The organism is Marinomonas sp. MED121 (assembly GCF_000153025.1).
In the GTDB taxonomy this organism is placed as follows: Bacteria; Pseudomonadota; Gammaproteobacteria; order Pseudomonadales; family Marinomonadaceae; genus Marinomonas.
Window position 1 is genome coordinate 1,397,819 of record NZ_CH672429.1, and the last position, 17,623, is coordinate 1,415,441.

Below are 17,623 nucleotides of genomic sequence, written 5' to 3' on the forward strand. Positions count from 1 at the left end.
CCAATCCAGCGACTAGGTCAAATCACTTAACTTATGACAAAAAGCGCAACAGGAGCACAACTTAGTCTCGGTCTATTTAACCACAGCTTAAACTGCTGATGCGCTTGTTAATTAGAAAAGCCAAGATCTAATTTGCCCCAGGCTTTTCGCGCAACTTGCGCTACTCAATACTAGAGCAAGAAGGCGAACTTAACTGAATGATATTTGGATGACTCATGTCAATCTGATAAACTTGCGCCAAATTTACGACGATGATGGTTTGCTAGCTGTTTTTCTCCGAAAATATTGAATTTTTAGATGAAGCAGACTAAAAACTGAACTAAAATCATCGGCCTTCCTTCCTAACTTAATCAGGATTCTGACTAAATGTCTAAATCGAATATTAAGAACGATTTATTATCGGGTCTTACGGTTGCACTTGCCCTAGTTCCAGAGGCGGTTGCATTTGCTTTTGTTGCAGGTGTTGCTCCACTTGTTGGTCTATACGCTGCAGCGATCGTTGGTTTTATTACGGCTGCATTTGGTGGTCGTCCAGGCATGATTTCTGGTGCCACAGGTGCACTGGCTGTTGTCATGGTAGCGCTAGTTGCAAATCATGGTGTTGAATACCTATTCGCAACAGTTGTCCTAATGGGGATCATTCAAGTACTTGCTGGGGTACTCCATTTAGGTAAGTTCATTCGAATCGTACCTTACCCAGTTATGCTAGGCTTTGTTAATGGTCTTGCCATTGTGATTTTCTTAGCACAATTAGGTCAGTTCAAAGTGCCAGATGCTGAAGGTGCGCTTGTCTGGATGCAAGGGTCAGAGCTATACATCATGTTAGGATTAGTCGCATTAACAATGGCGATTATTCACTTCCTACCTAAATTCACCACCGCAATTCCTTCCTCTTTAGCGGCGATAGTATTTGTTACCTTCTTATCGACCTTCCTAAACTTAGAAGCAAGAACCGTGGTTGATTTTGTCGCAACCATGACAGGTGATATCAATGCCTCTATTGCCGGTGGATTACCGAGCTTCTCTATTCCTATGGTGCCTTTCAGCTTTGAAACACTTGCTATCATAGCGCCTTACGCTTTTATTCTTGCAGCGATTGGTCTGATTGAGTCTCTGCTAACACTACGTCTGATTGATGAAATGACAGAAACCCGTGGCCGTGGTAACAAAGAATGTATTGCTCAAGGCTCTGCAAACATAGTGACAGGCTTCTTTGGAGGTATGGGCGGTTGTGCCATGATAGGCCAAAGCATGATTAACATTAACTCTGGTGGTCGTGGTCGACTATCGGGTATCAGTGCTGCTGTAGGCTTAATGTTGTTTATCTTATTTGGTGCCTTCCTAATTGAACAGATTCCTCTGGCAGCCCTTGTGGGTGTTATGTTCATGGTGGTTATTGGCACGTTTGAATGGTCTAGCTTTAGGATCATCAAAAAGATTCCAAAGCAAGATGCCTTCATTATTGTGCTTGTTTCTGCTGTTACCGTATTTACAGACCTTGCGATTGCCGTATTTGTTGGTGTTATCGTGGCGGCCCTTGTATTTGCTTGGGAACATGCAAAGCACATTCAAACCAAGTCTTATCTTGATGAGAATGGTTGGAAAGTATACGAACTTGATGGTCCATTATTCTTTGGTTCAGTGAGCAACTTCATGGAGTTATTTGACCCTAAGAATGACCCGGATGATGTTGTCGTTGAGTTCTTACGTTCTCGTGTAGCTGATCATTCGGGTTTAGAAGCCATCGACGCCTTGGCTGATAGATATGAAAAAGCAGGTAAACGATTACATATCAGGCACCTAAGCCGCGAATGCCAGCTTTTGTTGAAAAAAGCAGGCAACCTAGTAGAAGTTAACTACATAGAAGATCCAAGCTATGCCGTTGCTTCCGACAAACTAGGTTAATCAAGGCAAGCAAATCGCAAAAACTAAAAAGGCCGTATTCATTGAATACGGCCTTTTTTAATATTCTTTTTTCTTAAAAAGTAGCGCTACTCTGCTATTTAAGATCTAGAACATCTTGCATATCATACATACCTGCAGACTTGCCTTTTAGCCACTCAGCAGCTCTCACAGCGCCTTTAGCAAATGTCATACGACTACTCGCTTTATGAACGATTTCAATACGCTCACCTTCGGTTGCAAACCACACACTGTGATCACCCACAACATCCCCTGCACGAATTGTCTCAAAGCCGATCTCTTTTTGAGTTCTAGGGCCAATTTGACCTTCACGGCCATACACTGCGCACTCTTTTAAATCACGGCCTAATGCTTCGGCAACCACTTCGCCCATCTTAATAGCTGTGCCAGATGGTGAATCCACTTTATGTCTATGATGTGCTTCAACTATTTCAACATCATACTCGTCACCCAAGATCTTAGCGGCAGTCGCTAATAGCTTTAGCGTTAGGTTAACACCAACACTCATATTAGGCGCAAAAACCACCTGAGTCTGGGTAGCACATTCATCAAGGGCCGCTTTTTCATCTTCAGTGAGTCCTGTTGTGCCCACAACAATCGCTTTTTGGTGAGCAGCACAAAACCGAGCATTTTCAATTGTTAATGCTGGGGTAGTGAAATCAATCAGCACATCAAAATCATTTACACAAGCCGCTAGAGAATCAACCATAGCAACATTAAGCTTGCCTACACCTGCTATTTCACCCGCATCAGCTCCCACTAAGCTGCTGCCAGTTTTAACAATTGCAGCACCAACAACACAGCCAGCGGCATCATTTACTGCCGTAATTAAATTTTTACCCATACGCCCAGAAGCGCCAATAATTGCCACTCGCATCATCTTTTTATCCCACATTAATTATGCCGCCAACAATAACAAAAACAGAATAAAATCTCAGCTATTTCCGACAGCAATTAGGATAAGATAAGGAGTATCTGTTTAAGCCATGGAAAGTAAACATGAAAGTCTTCTTGATCATTTTTATCAGTGTCATCTTAACTGCTTGTAGTCTAGGCAGCACAGCTTACAAACATTTTGATTATGTTGTTCTCTGGTATGCTGCTGATTATGTCCGTCTTGAAAAGAAACAAAAAGCGGCCTTATCTGCTGCGACAAACAGCTTTATTCAGTGGCATCGAGGCAGTGAGCTTCCTAAGTATCAAAGGCTTTTTAATGAGTTTAAACAAGATATCAAACAACAGACCATCTCCCCGACAAAAGCAGATTATTATCGCCAAGAAGTAAGACAGTTTTGGAAGAATATTCGAGATTATATCGAGCCGAATTTAGCTCCCCTTTTAGCAACGTTAAGTGATAAGCAGTATCAACAAATTACTAAGAACCTCACTCATCAGATTAATGAAAAGAGTTCGAATGCAAAAACGCTTAAAGAAAGACTAAGCAAGATGAAAGAGAGAACAGAAGATTGGTATGGATCACTCAATGAAGAACAGGTTCAGATTCTTACCCAAATCAATACCAAACGCAGTGCTCAGAGGCCTCTCTGGCATGCAGAGAATCGCGCTTGGTTAAAGGCATTTAAAACAGCAAGCATGCTCCCCCAAGAAGAAAGAACAGAATCAATCAAATCTATTTTGTTACAAACAATGGAACCTTCTACCAAGAATAACTATAGCGAAAAAGAAGATTGGTACCGTATTTGGCAATACGCAGATGAGCAACAGATAGCAGCAATACTTAAAAAACTATCAGAGTATGAAGAGATACTTGATGACATTTCTAACCAATAGAAATGTCATCAATAAAGCTAAAATATTTCGTCAGGAGTCAGCTCAAATGTCGCAGCATCATCGTCATTACCATCGATTTCAGAGTTTTCAAAAGCATTATTAAAGCTATCAAAGGCATTATTAAAACGCGCTTCTGAGAGATCATTTTGCTTAATAATCAGCTCAACTCGACGGTTACTGGCACGATTAAAAAAGGTGTCGTTTGGTGCTAATGGTCTAGTATCTGCATAACCTGTCACAGAAAAACGTTTCTGCTCTAACTGCCCTGTAGCGAATAACTCTTCGGCAACAGAAATGGCACGCGCTGATGATAACTGCCAGTTAGAACCAAAACGTCCACTATTGACGGGAATGTTATCTGTATGGCCTTCCACTGCAATCGTACCTTGAATACCAATTAGCACGTCTCGAATCATGTCAATAATGGGGATAAAGTCAAAATTCAACTCGGCAGAGCCTGATTCAAATGAACCCTTTTCTTTTAAGCGAATAGTAATAGTACGCTCTTGCGTTTCTACCTCAACGGTCCCCTTAGAGATTTCCTCCCTTAAAACAGAGGAAATTTGTTTAGCATCTTCTTCTGTTTGCTTAACCTGTTTTTCTCTTTCAAGGTCAGCAGTTGACTTATCAACATATGCTTCCCCTTGAGCACCAACACCCTCTTTTTCATTTAAATCGTCTTCACCAGGTTTACATAGAACCTCAAGTGTATTTTCAGGCCTTTCATCTACTTTCTGACGAACTTCATTTATAGGTGTTGGCTCAGGCTTACCTGGGCTAAATTCTTGCGCGATAATAGAGGTACCAGTCGGAATCGATTTCGCTTCAATTTGCTTTTGCACACCAAAAGCTTCTCGCATAGAACCAGCAAGCTGTTTAAATTTCAACACATCCATTTCGGCAAAAGACAGTAGCAATACAAAGAAACACATTAATAGCGACATCAAGTCGGCGAATGTTCCCATGTAGGCGGGGAGTCCCTCGATACACTCGGGGCATTCCGATTCTTCTTCATCACTCATGAGTTAGGTATTCCAGCAGCTAAATTGCTTTTATTCACGTTCAATACGTTTGCCTTCGGCAATATAGGTTTTCAGTAGACCATCAATTACACGAGGGTTTTGACCTGCTTGAATAGCAAGCAAGGCATCAATAATCAATTGTTGTGCTTTTAGCTCTTCGTTTGCCCGATTTTCAAGCTTTGCCTGAATCGGTATAGCAACCATATTTGCGAGCATAGCGCCATAGAGTGTCGTTAAAAGCGCAACCGCCATCGCAGGACCAATGGACTTGGGATCATCCATGTTAGCAAGCATCTGAACCAAGCCGATCAGAGTCCCTATCATCCCCATAGCAGGGCCTGTATCACCTAAAGCCTTGAAAACTTTAGCGCCAGCATCATGTCGTTCAAAAGCCATTTTCATGTCTTTATTCATTTGGCTTTTAACAACAGAGCCGTCATGACCGTCCACAAGCATTTGTATGCCCTTAGACATGAAAGGGTGACTAACATCCATACCTTCAAGAGACAGGAGACCACCTTTACGGGCAGCATCAGCAAGATTGAAAATTTCATCGATAAGCGCATCGAGTGGTACGCTTTTAAACATGAAGGCTTTAGCCGCCACTTTACCTGCACCGAGAAACTGACTCAGCGGGTACTGCATTAGCACTACAAAAGTAGAACCGATTAACACAATTAGGCAGGAGGCGGGGTCCAAAAACATACCCGCAGAACCACCTAATATGATTGCCGAAATGATGATCGCAAACGACCCAACCAAACCGACTAACGTTGCTAAATCCAAACTAATCTCCTAACGAGTAGATTGCTATGCCAAACTTGGTACAATTCTAAACCAAAGTAATGAGATAGGGTTAGACCCTTACTCTAGATTTTTGTATTTCTTACAGCAGAAAGCTCGAAGAATAATCAATTTTCTGTTACAAAATGTAGTCTTATTAAGAGAATATACTATGTCACGTAAAACCAGCGTTCGACACTTCGAAGATAATTTGGTTGAGTTAGACAATATAGTCAACCAGTTAGAGTCAAATCAATTATCTCTTGAAGATGCTTTAAAAGCATTTGAAAAAGGCGTCAAACTCAGTAAAGATTGCCAATCTGTACTTACTCAAGCGGAACAGAAAGTACAAATATTACTTGAGCAACAGGGCAATGAAAGCCTAGAGCCTTTTGATCCGGAACCGAATCAGTGAACCTAAAGCAATTTTCTACCTACACCCAAAGTCGCGTCGATCAATATTTAGAACAACAACTTAGCGATTATGCTCCAGCAAATCAACTGCATAATGCAATGAGGTATAGCCTTTTTAATGGCGGTAAACGTATTCGCCCCATGTTGACTTATGCCAGTGCTCAACTGGTTGGAGACATTTCCTCTCTTACCGATGCCAGTGCTGCTGCACTAGAATCTATCCATGCATACTCTTTAATTCATGATGATTTACCCGCCATGGATAATGATGAGCTTAGACGCGGAAAGCCTACCTGTCACATCCAATTTGACGAAGCAACTGCAATTTTAGCGGGTGATGCCCTGCAAACTTTCGCTTTTGAGTTACTATCTAACCCAACTTCAGCTCAACCTGAACTAGCCATAAAATTAATCCAAGAGCTAGTCGTTGCATCAGGTCGTAACGGCATGATTACGGGTCAAATGATAGATCTGAGTTCGGAAAATAAAAATATTAGTCTTGCTGAACTTGAACAAATGCACGTACACAAAACAGGGGCTCTGATAAAAGCCAGCGTACGTATGGGTGCACTTTCTACAGGACAGGTAAAGCCTGAGCAATTAGCGAAATTGGATGCTTATGCCCATGCAATAGGCCTAGCCTTTCAAGTTCAAGATGACATTATTGATCTAACCAGCGACACTGAAACCTTAGGTAAAACACAGTTTTCAGATGCTGAAGCTAATAAAGCAACCTATCCTAAGTTATTAGGGTTAGATGGCGCTAAAGCCCTAGTAGTAAGGCTTCATGAGCAAGCTATTGCTCAAATTTCTGAGTTTGGTGACAAAAGCCAACCATTAACCGACCTAGCTAACTATATTATTGACCGTAACCACTGATATACTAGCGCGCCAATTTGATTAATAAAGTGAAGACTCAACTTGCACATGTTCGAAGAAATCCCAACGCAGCGACCTAGTACGCCGCTATTAGACCAAATCAATTCACCAGCAAACTTAAGAGAACTGTCAAAAGAACAGCTTTCTGATCTAGTCAGCCAACTACGTGAATTTATGCTTTTTAGTGTCGGCCAGACTGGCGGGCATTTCGGTGCAGGTCTTGGGGTAATCGAACTCACAATAGCACTTCACTATATTTATAATACGCCAGACGACAGGCTAGTATGGGACGTTGGCCATCAGACCTACCCTCATAAGATTTTAACTGGCCGACGCGAAGAATTACTCAGTATTCGTCATGAACATGGCATTTCAGGCTTTCCTAAAAGAGATGAAAGTGAATTCGATACCTTTGGGGTTGGCCATTCAAGCACTTCAATTGGCGCAGCATTAGGTATGTCCATTGCCGCTAATCGCATGGGTATAGACCGCAAAGCAGTGGCTATTATTGGCGATGGCGCCATGTCCGCAGGTATGGCATTTGAAGCGCTAAATCACGCTGGAGATGTGAATGCGGATATGATGGTTATCCTAAATGATAACAAGATGTCCATTTCTAAACCTGTTGGTGCATTATCTAAGTATTTTGCCAGGATTTGGGCAAGCAAAACATATGCAACCGTACGCGAAAGTGGCCGAAAAGTACTGAAAGGTTTGCCTTCTGCATTAGAACTTGCCCGAAAAGCTGAAGAACACATGAAAGGTATGGTAGCACCAGGCACACTGTTTGAAGAACTTGGGTTTAATTATATTGGTCCCATAGATGGTCATGACATGGAGTCATTGATTACTACAATTTCCAATATGAAAGATAGATCTGGCCCCCAGTTATTACATGTTATCACTCAAAAAGGTAAAGGCTTTGAGCCAGCTGAAGGTGACCCTATTGGTTACCATGCCATTAATAAAATTGAGCCAGAAGCACAGCCTGCCACTCTAAAAGAGGCTAAAACCACTAAAAGCCACCCTAAATACAGCAATATATTTGGTCGCTGGTTATGTGATGCTGCCGAGAAAGACGACAGCTTAATGGCAATTACACCTGCGATGAAAGAAGGTTCAGATTTAATCGAGTTTGCTGAGCGTTTCCCTAAACGTTATTTTGATGTTGCTATTGCTGAGCAGCATGCTGTGACTTTAGCTGCGGGTATGGCTTGCGATGGTGTTAAACCTGTTGTTGCCATTTACTCTACCTTCTTACAAAGGGCCTACGATCAACTTATTCACGATGTCGCCCTGCAAAACCTCGATGTATTATTTGCCATTGATAGAGCAGGTTTGGTCGGTGAAGATGGACCCACTCACGCAGGTGTTTATGACCTAAGCTATTTACGTTGTATTCCAAACATGCTGGTGATGGCCCCTTCTGACGAAGATGAATGCCGTAAAATGCTGCATACTGGCTATGAATATAAAGGTCCAGCAGCTGTTCGCTACCCAAGAGGTACAGGTATTGGCGCTGAAATCGACCCGAGTCTAAGCACATTGGCAATAGGTAAGTCACGCACCCTGCACACAGGACAAGCGAACATTCTTATCTGTGGTTTCGGCAGTCCAACGCATGCGGCTATGCAAGCTGCAAAAGCGCTTGATGCCACATTATTAGATATGCGCTTTGTAAAACCCCTCGATGGAAGCACTCTTCTTGCTTTAGCAGGTGATAAGCTTATTGTTACAGTGGAAGAAAATTCCATCATGGGTGGCGCAGGCTCTGCAGTTAGTGAGTTCTTACTATCTAATAATATTCAGTGCCCAACCTTACATATTGGACTGCCTGATCAATATGAAGAACACGCAAGTCATAGCGCTATGCTTAAACGTGTTGGCCTTGATAAAGATGGGATTCAAAAACAAATTGCGGATAAGGTCGAAAGCCTAAAAAACACTCAAGTTATGCCTGCTGTTGAACTATAAAGTCAAGCGAGCGGACATAATCTTTATCAAGAATGGCTCTAGGCTCTTATTAGCTAGACGACGCAACTAGAGCCATTTTCTGTTAGACACAAACCTTTTTCAAAGCAGCCACTAAGACTTCCATTTCAGCATCAGTGCCTATGGTAATTCGAAGATATTGATCTATCCTAGCCTTCTTACCAAAGTACCTTACTAATACACCTGCCTCTTTTAATGCCAGATAGATATTTTCTGCTTCGTAATCTGGGTGAGTAACAAATACAAAGTTAGTTGAAGATGGAATGATTGAAAAACCAAGTGCTTCTAGCGCTTCAGTCGTCACTTCTCGTGTTTTGATCGTTTTATTGCATAAGTCAGCAAGGTAGTCGCTGTCTTCAACAGATGCCGCAGCGCCTGCAAGCGCAACTCTATCAATAGGATAACTGTTAAAAGAGTTTTTAAGCCTTTCTAAACCTTCGATTAAATCTGGATGCCCTAACGCATAGCCGACTCGAATCCCAGCTAAAGCCCGTGATTTAGACAAGGTTTGTACCACTAGCAAATTAGCGTATTGGTTAACCAAACTCGCAGCACTTTGCGCGCCAAAATCGACATAGGCCTCATCGACTAATACCACTTTATCTGGGTTAGCTATCAGCACCTGCTCGATATCATCCAAAGGCAACGCCTTACCTGTTGGAGCGTTCGGGTTAGTAATAACGACACCTGACACATCAAGATCTTGATAGTGGGTTATATCAATATCAAAGTTGTCAGTTAAAGGAATCAGCTTAGGCTCAATACCATACAAGTTGGCATACACCTTATAAAAACTATAAGTAATATCAGCAAAAGCGAGTGGCTTGGCTTCACCTTCATTTGAAGTGAAATAACCCATAAAAGCCAACGCCAAAACCTCATCAGAGCCATTACCAACAAATACTTGGTTAGTCTCTAGCGAATATGCATTTGCAAGCGCTGTTTTAAGCTGCATACAATTAGGGTCAGGGTAAAGACGTAAATCATCACCCACTTGCTCTTGCATAGCTGCAATGGCTTTAGGTGAAGGCCCATAAGGGCTTTCATTCGTATTAAGTTTTATATATTGCTTATCTTGTGGCTGCTCACCTGGCACATAAGGGTCTAGGTTTGCGATTTTATTAGTCCAAAAACGACTCATTATCCTCTCCAAATGAACCCAGATACGAATAATGCATTTGGGCTAATCATATTTTAAAAAACGGTAGTAGAAATAAATAAGGCCTCAAAAGAGGCCCTATTGTTTAACTTTAAAGCACTCTAGACTAGTCTTGGCGACGCATATGCGGGAACAAGATAACGTCACGGATAGAAGGCGCATCGGTAAACAACATAACCAAGCGGTCGATACCAATACCTTCACCAGCTGTAGGCGGAAGACCATGCTCAAGGGCATTGATATAGTCAGCATCAAAATGCATGGCTTCATCATCACCGGCATCTTTTTCAGCAACCTGCTTGTTAAAACGGTCAGCTTGATCTTCTGGGTCATTAAGCTCAGAGAAACCGTTGGCAATCTCACGACCACCCACAAAGAATTCAAAGCGATCGGTAATGAAAGGGTTATCATCATTACGACGAGCTAAAGGAGACACTTCTGCTGGGTAAGCGGTAATGAAAGTAGGCTGATCTAATTTAGATTCTGCTGTCTCTTCAAAAATTTCTGTTTGTAGCTTACCAAGCCCCCAAATAGGTTTAACCTGAATACCTAGCTTTTTAGCCACTTCTGTTGCAGCTTCTAAGGTACTGATATCGGCTTCTGTTAATTCAGGGTTAAAGTGCAAAATAGACTCAACCATGGTCATACGAATAAAGGGTGCACCAAAGTCATACTCAGAACCTTGATAAGTGACTTTGGTCGTACCTAGCACTTTTTCAGCAACATCACGCAGCATATCTTCTGTCAGATCCATTAGATCTTTATAGTCTGCATACGCTTGGTAAAACTCTATCATAGTAAATTCTGGGTTATGACGAGTCGAAACACCTTCGTTTCTAAAGTTGCGGTTAATTTCGAAAACTCGCTCGAAGCCACCTACAACCAAGCGTTTTAGGTAAAGCTCAGGCGCAATACGCAAGAACATTTGCATATCCATCGCATTATGATGCGTCACGAAAGGACGAGCAGAAGCGCCTCCTGGAATTGTTTGCATCATAGGGGTTTCGACTTCGGTAAAGCGACGGTCTTCAAGGAAGCGACGAATAGTAGATACAATTTGTGAACGCATTTGGAAAGTTTTGCGAGACTCTTCATTAACGATAAGGTCAACATAACGCTGACGATAGCGTGTTTCCATGTCTGCTAAGCCTTTATGCTTATCAGGTAATGGACGCAAAGCTTTCGTTAATAAAACGGCTTCTTGCATATCAACATAAAGATCGCCTTTGCCAGATTTATGCACAGGCCCTTTAATACCAATGATATCACCAAGATCCCAAGTTTTTTGATCTGCTAATAACTCTGGGCTTAGGGCTTTACGGTTAACATAGGCTTGAATTTGGCCAGACATATCTTGCAGCAACATAAAGGCACCACGATTACGTACAATACGCCCAGCAATGCTAACTTTATGATCTAATGCTTCTAATTCAGGTTTTTCTTTATCAGCAAATTCTTTTTGCAGGTCTTCAGCATAAGCATCACGACGGAAGTCATTAGGATAAGCATTGCCTTTTTCGCGAATGCTTGTCAGTTTAGCGCGACGCTCTGCAATCAATTTATTGTCTTCAGTAGCGTTTTGTTCTGGGCTGTTTTCATTGGCCATGGTGTTTTAAATTCTCGTATAAAATAATATTTGGTTGTTTTCAATAAGGCCGTATTACAGGCCTTGTTTCAAACTTGCGACAATAAATTGATCTAGGTTTCCGTCTAACACCGCACCTGTGTTTGAACTTTCAACACCGGTACGTAAGTCTTTTATGCGTGAAGAGTCTAATACATAAGAGCGAATTTGACTGCCCCATCCTATATCAGACTTGGTATCCTCAACGGCTTGCGCAGCTTCAGTACGTTTTTGCATTTCAAACTCGTACAGTTTTGCTCGCAATTGCTTCATGGCAAAATCACGGTTAGCGTGTTGAGAACGTTGATTCTGACACTGCACAACGATTCCAGTCGGTATATGAGTAATACGTACCGCTGAATCAGTTGTATTTACGTGTTGACCACCCGCACCAGAAGATCGATAAGTATCGGTTCTCAAATCGGCAGGATTAATGTCAATTTCAACATTATCATCGATTTCAGGTGACAAGAAGACAGAAGCAAAAGAAGTGTGACGTCGGCTACCTGAATCGAAAGGTGATTTACGCACTAATCTGTGTACACCTGTTTCTGTTCTTAGCCAACCAAAGGCATATTCACCTTCAAAACGAATTGTTGCGGATTTAATACCAGCCACATCGCCTGCGGAGACTTCCATCAACTCAACTTTAAAACCTTTATCTTCACCCCAGCGCAAATACATGCGTAATAGCATATTTGCCCAATCTTGCGCTTCAGTTCCACCTGAGCCAGCCTGAATATCAAGAAAGGCATTGGTTGGATCCATTTCCTGAGAAAACATGCGACGAAATTCAAGTTTACTTAATTGAGCCTCTAGTTCTTCCAGCTCCATAGTGACAGCTTCAACAGAATCTTCATCGTCTTCTTCGACCGCCATATCCAAAAGCTCTTTGGCATCGACCAAACCGCTTTCCATAGTATCTAAAACACTAACAACCCCTTCTAAGGTTGAGCGCTCTTTACCTAATTTTTGGGCATAATCTGGATCATTCCAGACATTTGGGTCTTCTAGCTCTCGGCTAACTTCTTCCAGTCGTTCTTGCTTTGTTTCGTAGTCAAAGATACCCCCTAAGAGTCAGGGAGCGCTCAGACAGTTCTTTTATCTTAGATATGATCGGATTGATTTCCATACTCGGCTTCAATTTGCTATAAATCAGGGTAAATATTCGTAACCTGCGATTGTAACGAATTTACCAGCATCATAAAATCCTATTAGCCTTACAATGTTTAAAAATAAACCATTTTTTAGGGTCGGATTAACAAAAAGGTATCATCATGGAAAAGCCAACTGTCTCAGTCGACATACTGGGCCAAGAATTTAAGATTAGTTGCCCAAAAGGTCACGAGTCAGAACTGCAAGATGCGGCAGAATATCTTAATAATCAAATGCGAGAAATTAAGGCGAGCGGCAAAATTATTGGGATGGAAAAAATCGCAATAATTGCAGCACTAAATATCACCCACGACATGCTTTCAAGCCGTAAATATACTCGTAAAAACGAGCAACAGTTGCGAGAATTAACCTCACAGCTAGATACAGCGTTAACAAATAAATCTAAAGCGGGTTAACTTTAAGCTAACTCATTGATCAGGCTTTAAACAGCTTTGATTACAAAGCATTCAAACCGATAAAATTATATTTTAGTTTGCTTTGAAAATGATATCGCACAGATGTTTTTTTATTTTTTTTACATTATACTCTGCCCGTTTCCTGGGTTGTACGAATCGGCTTAACGCCCTTGAGCCTATGAGTATACTCCTGGAAAGAGTCTGTGGATTTGGTGTGCATGTCCGTGCGTCGGAAAGCCTTAAAAGTCTCGATTCTTTCCTCCTTGAACCACTGGGTTCAAGGCCTATAGTCGGTGCGGCAACTTGGGAAACCCTATCATGACTTCTCGCAGCCAATTACGTCGTCAACTCAGACAAGCACGCAACCAATTAACAACAGCAGAGCAAGAAAGCGCCGCTCACGATTTACTCAAGCAACTTAAAGACCAAGCTCACGCTCCGCTAGCAGAATTAACCCCAGTATCCAAAGTGGCACTTTATCTCACCAATGATGGGGAAATTTCACCACACGCTATCTGCCAATGGCTTTGGCAACACAACATTTTCACTTATTTACCTAGCATACATGGCGAAACACTGGTATTCGCTCATTATCATCCAGATAGTCAATGGCAAAAAAACCAATTTGGCATTGCAGAACCGATAGATACAGCACCTTTATCTGGTGATGATATGGATCTGGTTTTGATGCCATTAGTTGGCTTTGATTTGAAGGGTGGAAGGTTAGGTATGGGCGGAGGTTATTATGACAAAACCTTTGCTAAGAGGTCGTCAAGATTGATAGGTTTAGCACACGATTGCCAACAAGTTGACAAGCTTCCCATCGAAGATTGGGACGTTCCCCTTGACGCAATAGCGACGCCCTCTCTTTATCTAGATATAAGTAAGTGACTCACCTAAATTAGACGTTAAATATAAGTCTACCCGTGAGTTAGCGCTTAATCTAAAGTTAAGCGCATATCGACAACCCCAAGCTCACGACTAGCAAATTGAACGCTATAGATTGAAACCTTCTCTTTTGCCAAAATCGTCATCCACTTGTTTATATCGCTATAAGAAGTATTTTCAACCCAAACTTGTAACCGGCTATCGCCATCAAGATTCATCCTTTGGGCAACTAACTTTTGTTTTCGCATAGTACGGCTGACCAAAGCCTGTAACGCTTGACCACTTCTATCTTCAAGTTTGACACCAGAATCGCCAAGGCTTTTAGTTAACAAAGGCGCATTTTCAACTAATAAATAATAGCTTTTCAAGTTTGCATCGACTCGCTTTTGAGCAACTTCTTTTTGTTGGTGAATAGGTACCCATAAAAGAGAATAAAGAAGATAGATAAAAAGAACGAACGCTAAGCATGCCACCAGCTTTTGCTCTCTTTTCGATAGCGCCTGATACTTTTGCAATAAGGGCAATAGCAGACTGCTGCTGCGAATTTGTGCTTCTAACCAAGCCATTATTTCGCCTCCTCTTTTAATTTAATAGAGGCAACATATACCTCTCCTCGTTTAGCTACCTGCTCAAATACAACCTGAAAAGGTTTTTTTTCTAAAGCGGTTTGAATGCTGTCTAATGTATCTCGCTGACCCGCTTGCCAATCTAGACGGTACTCTTTGTTAGCAAAATCAAATTTAGTAATGCGATGCTCACCGGATACCTGCTCTCTTACCTGATCGACCAAAGCCATGACTTCATAAACCGTCAGCCCCTTCTGCGTCTTAGCATCACCTTGCTTCGCCCTTTGGATTCGTCCTTTTATTTGTCGATCCAAGTAAGAAATACGCCCTTCATCTGGCGCTAACTTCAAAAAAGCAGTACTGGTTTTTTGGTAAATGTCATCTGCTTTGGCATTTAAGGCTTGTGTTTGCTGATGGGTTAAGTAGAGCTCCACCGCTAAACTAAAAACAGCAAATACCCCGACCCATAACCAAGGTTTTAATTGAGAAAAGAACTGAGTTTGACGTCCAAATTCCCCGTGACACAGGTTAGCCAGTAAACATTTACTATTTGATTGCACCCTAGTAGCGACAATATATAACCAGGTTTCAAGCTTGCCTTTGCTATTAACACTTTGATTAGACCATGGTGATAAAATCTCAAAAGACGCGGCTAACGCGCCAAAACCATCAACTTCCGCCTGATCACAGCAAAGATTGTACTTTTCTCGTTTAGGAAGATAATTTGCACCCTGCTTTGGTAAACAAGAAACCGAATCTTGATCCTTATAAAGCAAATTTAAATCCGAAGTAAATAGAAAGTCTGCTTCAGTATCTTGCTCTGGCCAGAAAGGAATTAAGCTATTTACAGGCAACACAATCACTTGCAGCCAACCCATCATTTTCAGATCGTCCAACCATGAAGCCATCACCTGCTTGTCGACTATGCTGACCCATTGCCACTCTTTATTTGACTTATTTAAAACAGTGTAATGGAGCTCATCAGGTGATTGTCCTAAGCTCTCTTCTAATAAAAAAGGAATAACTTGATCTGCATGTCTATGCTGACCTTGAGCCAATGTGATACGACGAACCTGCACTCTGTGCTCAGGCGGCAAAAAGACAAGATCACCATAAACAAGGTTCTGTTCTTTTAAATAGGTTTGTAGTTGGTCTGCACTTTTTCCTTTACCTGAATGAAGCACATCTGAAGTCGGCGATAAGAGCATCCATTCAAACTCATCAGCAAGAGCAAAAGCCGTCTGATCTTCTCCCTCTATCTGGGATTCATATGTTCTAATAAAAAGGCGATTCATTCTATTATCCACTTGCTAATTATTATTAAAACTAAGGATCCATCCCTAGGTGTTATTGGAATTCAACCCCAAACATTGCCTGCAATTTTTTATTTGGACCATAAGCGCGGTAATAACTTATGACAGGGCCATCCTTTGATTGATACAGTTTGCTATGTAATGACATAGAGCGACCAGATAAGGTCACATCAACAAAAATGTCGACTAACACGATATCAACACGCCAATCATCTTTATCCAAACTGTAACCAGATAGATGACTGTTACCTAAAAAGTCATCAACAGACTCAAAACCACTACTTTCCATTTGAGCAAGTACAGCCTGTTTATGTTCGCTGGTTATATTGTCAATCATACTATCGATGATTTCATCACTCATTCGATTTACATTGACACCTAGGTTTTCAGGCCATAAACATAACCAAGGAATAGCTGCTTCTTTTACATCATTATCCCATTGCAGCAGTTCAAATTCTGTTTCACTAACCAGTTGACTATCTGCTGTTCGATAAGCAGGGCTAAGACCTAAATAGTACTCATCTTCATGTCCATCACTGCCCGTAATATTTTGATCATTATCAAGCCAATCCTTGAGCGCTTCAGCTAAGGATTCATCTAAGCTGATATTAGAAAACAAACGCTTAACTTCTGCCAAAGCGGCTACTCCAAGCGCCTCATCTGCTAAGCGATTGACATTATAACAACCTTGCCTATCTATCATGACAACACGCATAGAATCTTCATCATTATCTAAAGCGAAGTCTTGATCTAATAAAATCCAACGGGATTCATCTAAAGTAGGTAACTCAGACTCATCTAGATTTGCAAAAGCATATCTAGCCCAAGACTCTCCACCTAATAGTTGCTGCTTTAACGCTGCCGTTGTTTGCAATTGATCCAATAAAGAGCGCTCTCGCGCTAATTGAGACATAATACTCGCGGAAATTGCCGCAATGAGAGCAAACACCATAAGTGCCATGATCAAAGCGACACCACGACTTCTTTTACGTCTATTGAGAACCTTTGGCACAAACACTAACTTGTTCTTATTCATCATCGTCAGCATCAAATGGATAACTTGGTACCGCGAACATGCGGTTAATTGGCCCTAGTCCTTTCGTTGCCATTTCAATTTTTACCACCCAAGGCATGTCAATTTTACTTTCTTCCTCACCAGGCAAAGTACCATCACTGACTGGAGGCCAGCTATCAGCCCATTGAACATTTGAATCTAAGATACTGATACTAAAGCTTGATACGTTTTCAAACTCTTGAACCACTTCTTCAACATCTTGCTCTTTGTCCAATACTCGCCAAAATGTACGAGTTAAAAGCAACGCTTCTTCATCATATTCATAACGAACTCTCTGCAGCTCTGAACGATTCTCACCGAGTGGGTTGATCCAGCCTGATTTAGTAAAATTCAGTTCGCCGTCTTCTAGCTCAAGTGAAAACTCAAGCTCACCCAATTCATCGCGGACAGTTCGATCAACCAGCTGTTCCATATCCCTTTCTATCCATTGCCATAAACGGATACTGTCAAACATAACGGCTTCTTGGTCAATCAAAGCACGTTTCACTCTGACACCCATGCTTGCCATATCAAAACTAGCTAAGCCAATAAAGCCCAAAATCCCCACCACAACCAACATCTCAACTAAGGTAAAAGCAGAACGTTTTTTTACGCCTCCTCTCCTTAGTATCATTCTCTGACAT

The 17,623-nt window shown here is 41.6% G+C and carries 17 protein-coding genes and 1 other RNA gene; 8 read left to right on the forward strand and 10 right to left on the reverse strand.

What is annotated here, in order from left to right; translation table 11 throughout:
- The first annotated feature begins 366 nt into the window (after nt 1–366).
- Complete coding sequence (locus tag MED121_RS06375) at nt 367–1,905, forward strand: SulP family inorganic anion transporter (RefSeq protein WP_009832816.1); 1,539 nt, start codon at nt 367–369, stop codon at nt 1,903–1,905.
- Nucleotides 1,906–1,999: 94 nt separating this feature from the next.
- Here MED121_RS06375 and dapB read toward each other — a convergent pair whose 3' ends face one another.
- Nucleotides 2,000–2,800 carry a 4-hydroxy-tetrahydrodipicolinate reductase gene (gene dapB / locus MED121_RS06380; RefSeq protein ID WP_036179542.1) on the reverse strand — a complete coding sequence of 267 codons (801 nt, stop codon included), beginning with the start codon at nt 2,798–2,800 and terminating at the stop codon, nt 2,000–2,002.
- Between the two features lie 122 nt (nt 2,801–2,922).
- Between dapB and MED121_RS06385 the strand changes: the two genes are divergently transcribed.
- Nucleotides 2,923–3,714, forward strand: coding sequence for a DUF6279 family lipoprotein (locus MED121_RS06385; RefSeq protein ID WP_009832818.1), 792 nt, complete (start codon nt 2,923–2,925; stop codon nt 3,712–3,714).
- Between the two features lie 17 nt (nt 3,715–3,731).
- On the opposite strand, the gene MED121_RS06390 is transcribed toward MED121_RS06385, so the two are convergent.
- Entirely contained in the window at nt 3,732–4,736 is a 1,005-nt protein-coding gene (locus MED121_RS06390; RefSeq protein ID WP_036178850.1) for a flagellar motor protein MotB, read from the reverse strand.
- 30 nt (nt 4,737–4,766) lie between these two features.
- Nucleotides 4,767–5,522, reverse strand: coding sequence for a flagellar motor protein PomA (gene pomA / locus MED121_RS06395; RefSeq protein ID WP_009832820.1), 756 nt, complete (start codon nt 5,520–5,522; stop codon nt 4,767–4,769).
- A 169-nt stretch (nt 5,523–5,691) separates the two neighbouring features.
- Here pomA and MED121_RS06400 point away from each other — a divergent pair, with 169 nt between their 5' ends.
- The 3 genes from MED121_RS06400 to dxs are packed head-to-tail and all read left to right on the forward strand — an operon-like array spanning nt 5,692 to nt 8,786.
- Nucleotides 5,692–5,934 carry an exodeoxyribonuclease VII small subunit gene (locus MED121_RS06400; RefSeq protein WP_009832821.1) on the forward strand — a complete coding sequence of 81 codons (243 nt, stop codon included), beginning with the start codon at nt 5,692–5,694 and terminating at the stop codon, nt 5,932–5,934.
- Nucleotides 5,931–6,812 carry a farnesyl diphosphate synthase gene (locus MED121_RS06405; RefSeq protein ID WP_009832822.1) on the forward strand — a complete coding sequence of 294 codons (882 nt, stop codon included), beginning with the start codon at nt 5,931–5,933 and terminating at the stop codon, nt 6,810–6,812. The genes MED121_RS06400 and MED121_RS06405 overlap by 4 nt, the downstream gene beginning before the upstream one ends.
- Nucleotides 6,813–6,860: 48 nt before the next feature.
- On the forward strand, nt 6,861–8,786 hold the full coding sequence (gene dxs / locus MED121_RS06410; protein WP_009832823.1) for a 1-deoxy-D-xylulose-5-phosphate synthase: 1,926 nt from the start codon (nt 6,861–6,863) through the stop codon (nt 8,784–8,786).
- Between the two features lie 82 nt (nt 8,787–8,868).
- Here the strand turns inward: dxs and hisC are convergent, their stop codons facing one another.
- From hisC to prfB, 3 genes are all read right to left on the reverse strand, one after another.
- Nucleotides 8,869–9,945, reverse strand: coding sequence for a histidinol-phosphate transaminase (gene hisC / locus MED121_RS06415; protein ID WP_009832824.1), 1,077 nt, complete (start codon nt 9,943–9,945; stop codon nt 8,869–8,871).
- 124 nt (nt 9,946–10,069) lie between these two features.
- A complete protein-coding gene (gene lysS / locus MED121_RS06420; protein WP_009832825.1) occupies nt 10,070–11,569 on the reverse strand; it encodes a lysine--tRNA ligase in 1,500 nt (499 codons plus the stop codon).
- A 54-nt stretch (nt 11,570–11,623) separates the two neighbouring features.
- A protein-coding gene (gene prfB, locus MED121_RS06425; RefSeq protein ID WP_116371563.1) for a peptide chain release factor 2 occupies nt 11,624–12,719 on the reverse strand; the annotation gives its coding sequence in 2 pieces (ribosomal slippage) (nt 11,624–12,646 and nt 12,648–12,719; 1,095 coding nt in all).
- A gap of 145 nt (nt 12,720–12,864) precedes the next feature.
- Between prfB and MED121_RS06430 the strand changes: the two genes are divergently transcribed.
- From MED121_RS06430 to MED121_RS06435, 3 genes are all read left to right on the forward strand, one after another.
- On the forward strand, nt 12,865–13,158 hold the full coding sequence (locus MED121_RS06430; protein WP_009832827.1) for a cell division protein ZapA: 294 nt from the start codon (nt 12,865–12,867) through the stop codon (nt 13,156–13,158).
- A gap of 136 nt (nt 13,159–13,294) precedes the next feature.
- A non-coding RNA gene (ssrS, locus tag MED121_RS24035) (6S RNA) lies at nt 13,295–13,472 on the forward strand.
- Between the two features lie 4 nt (nt 13,473–13,476).
- Nucleotides 13,477–14,049 (forward strand): 5-formyltetrahydrofolate cyclo-ligase, encoded by a 573-nt coding sequence (locus MED121_RS06435; RefSeq protein WP_009832829.1) that lies wholly within the window; start codon nt 13,477–13,479, stop codon nt 14,047–14,049.
- A gap of 47 nt (nt 14,050–14,096) precedes the next feature.
- Here the strand turns inward: MED121_RS06435 and gspM are convergent, their stop codons facing one another.
- Genes gspM through gspJ form a run of 4 tightly spaced genes read right to left on the reverse strand, consistent with a single transcriptional unit; the run spans nt 14,097 to nt 17,613 of the window.
- Nucleotides 14,097–14,612 carry a type II secretion system protein GspM gene (gspM, locus tag MED121_RS06440; protein WP_009832830.1) on the reverse strand — a complete coding sequence of 172 codons (516 nt, stop codon included), beginning with the start codon at nt 14,610–14,612 and terminating at the stop codon, nt 14,097–14,099.
- Nucleotides 14,612–15,907: a type II secretion system protein GspL gene (gene gspL / locus MED121_RS06445; protein WP_009832831.1), complete on the reverse strand. Its 1,296-nt coding sequence runs from the start codon at nt 15,905–15,907 to the stop codon at nt 14,612–14,614. The genes gspM and gspL overlap by 1 nt, the downstream gene beginning before the upstream one ends.
- A 52-nt stretch (nt 15,908–15,959) precedes the next feature.
- On the reverse strand, nt 15,960–16,964 hold the full coding sequence (gene gspK / locus MED121_RS06450; protein ID WP_009832832.1) for a type II secretion system minor pseudopilin GspK: 1,005 nt from the start codon (nt 16,962–16,964) through the stop codon (nt 15,960–15,962).
- Nucleotides 16,954–17,613 (reverse strand): type II secretion system minor pseudopilin GspJ, encoded by a 660-nt coding sequence (gene gspJ / locus MED121_RS06455; RefSeq protein WP_009832833.1) that lies wholly within the window; start codon nt 17,611–17,613, stop codon nt 16,954–16,956. The genes gspK and gspJ overlap by 11 nt, the downstream gene beginning before the upstream one ends.
- Nucleotides 17,614–17,623 lie beyond the last annotated feature (10 nt).

Bases quoted from the DNA above. Each gene is read 5' to 3' on its own strand.
- MED121_RS06375 (WP_009832816.1), top strand. From the start codon at position 367: ATGTCTAAATCGAATATTAAGAACGATTTATTATCGGGTCTTACGGTT.
- dapB (WP_036179542.1), bottom strand. From the start codon at position 2,800: ATGCGAGTGGCAATTATTGGCGCTTCTGGGCGTATGGGTAAAAATTTA.
- MED121_RS06385 (WP_009832818.1), top strand. From the start codon at position 2,923: ATGAAAGTCTTCTTGATCATTTTTATCAGTGTCATCTTAACTGCTTGT.
- MED121_RS06390 (WP_036178850.1), bottom strand. From the start codon at position 4,736: ATGAGTGATGAAGAAGAATCGGAATGCCCCGAGTGTATCGAGGGACTC.
- MED121_RS06400 (WP_009832821.1), top strand. From the start codon at position 5,692: ATGTCACGTAAAACCAGCGTTCGACACTTCGAAGATAATTTGGTTGAG.
- dxs (WP_009832823.1), top strand. From the start codon at position 6,861: ATGTTCGAAGAAATCCCAACGCAGCGACCTAGTACGCCGCTATTAGAC.
- hisC (WP_009832824.1), bottom strand. From the start codon at position 9,945: ATGAGTCGTTTTTGGACTAATAAAATCGCAAACCTAGACCCTTATGTG.
- lysS (WP_009832825.1), bottom strand. From the start codon at position 11,569: ATGGCCAATGAAAACAGCCCAGAACAAAACGCTACTGAAGACAATAAA.
- MED121_RS06430 (WP_009832827.1), top strand. From the start codon at position 12,865: ATGGAAAAGCCAACTGTCTCAGTCGACATACTGGGCCAAGAATTTAAG.
- MED121_RS06435 (WP_009832829.1), top strand. From the start codon at position 13,477: ATGACTTCTCGCAGCCAATTACGTCGTCAACTCAGACAAGCACGCAAC.
- gspM (WP_009832830.1), bottom strand. From the start codon at position 14,612: ATGGCTTGGTTAGAAGCACAAATTCGCAGCAGCAGTCTGCTATTGCCC.
- gspL (WP_009832831.1), bottom strand. From the start codon at position 15,907: ATGAATCGCCTTTTTATTAGAACATATGAATCCCAGATAGAGGGAGAA.
- gspK (WP_009832832.1), bottom strand. From the start codon at position 16,964: ATGATGAATAAGAACAAGTTAGTGTTTGTGCCAAAGGTTCTCAATAGA.
- gspJ (WP_009832833.1), bottom strand. From the start codon at position 17,613: ATGATACTAAGGAGAGGAGGCGTAAAAAAACGTTCTGCTTTTACCTTA.